Annotated in this window: 1 protein-coding gene and 1 pseudogene; one reads left to right on the top strand and one right to left on the bottom strand. The window is 69.7% G+C overall.

All coding sequences use genetic code 11. The annotated features are described in order from the left end of the window. On the top strand, window positions 1-657 hold a 657-nt coding region (locus D7V97_RS43285), incomplete at its 5' end, for a nitronate monooxygenase family protein (protein ID WP_199729236.1). On the opposite strand, the pseudogene D7V97_RS45155 reads toward D7V97_RS43285, so the two are convergent. Next, a pseudogene (locus tag D7V97_RS45155) lies at window positions 654-1,042 on the bottom strand (hypothetical protein); the annotation flags it as partial. The gene D7V97_RS43285 and the pseudogene D7V97_RS45155 overlap by 4 nt on opposite strands.

Raw genomic sequence — 1,042 nt, 5'->3', positions numbered from 1 at the left:
GTGTATAAGAGACAGGAGGGGCTGATCGCCCAGGGGCGGCAGGCGGGAGGGCGCAACCTGGGCAGCACGCCGACGCTGGCGCTCGTGCGCGAGTTCCGGGCGCTGTCGGCGGAGGTGCCGGTGCTGGCGGCGGGAGGCATCGCGGACGGCTTCAGCGCGGCGCGGGCGCTGTACCACGGCGCGGACGGCGTCTGGGTGGGCACGCGGCTCATCGCGTCGGTGGAGGCGTACGCGCACCCGCTCTACAAGCAGCAGCTGGTGGAGGGGGACGCGGGCGACACGACGATGACGACGTTGTTCGGGCCGGAGTGGCCGGGCACGCGCATGCGGGTGATCCGCAACCGCGTGGTGCGCGAGTGGGCGGGGCGCGAGTCCCGCGCGCCGAGGCAGGGGCCGGAGACCATCGGGACGACGCGGCTGTTTCCCGGCGTGCTGGACGTGCAGTACGTGATGCCGAAGTTCAGCGCCTTCCTGCCCACGCCGGATACGCAGGGGGACCTGGAGGAGATGAGCCTCCCGGCGGGAGGCGCGAGCATGTCGCGCATCGACACCGTGCAGCCCGCGGGGCAGATCGTCGTGGAGATGATGGAGCGCGCGCGCCGGCTCCTGGAGTCACCCGAGGGTCTGGACGACGAGGACGAGGACGACCGGGGTTAGGGCGGGGGTAGCTGCTTGTTGAGGCGGGCTTCCCACCCGTTGAGCGCGTCGTGGATGTACTTGCGCTCCTTCGCCTTGGTCGCATTGGCGGCGGAGCGGCTGAGCTGCACCAATCCTTCATGCAGATCCGCAGGTTGCGTCTTTCCCTTGCTCCGGCGACTCAACTCCGTGAAGAGCTTATTGATGCGCACGCGCAGTTTGTTCTGTTCCCGCTCGTTCCAGCTGGGCGGGGTGCCTGCGTCCGCCTGGGTACCCGCGTCAGTCTGAATGCCCGCGTCAGTCTGAATGCCCGCGTCCGACTGGGTGCCCGCGTCAGTCTGAATGCCCGTGTTGGCCTGGGTGCCCGCGTCGCCCAATCTGACGGGGGGAAAGGGGGGATCAAGGG

This window comes from Corallococcus sp. CA053C (genome assembly GCF_003611675.1).
Taxonomy (GTDB): domain Bacteria; phylum Myxococcota; class Myxococcia; order Myxococcales; family Myxococcaceae; genus Corallococcus.
The sequence above is the reverse complement of the archived record's forward strand: the minus strand, read 5'-3'. Positions and strand labels throughout refer to the sequence as shown.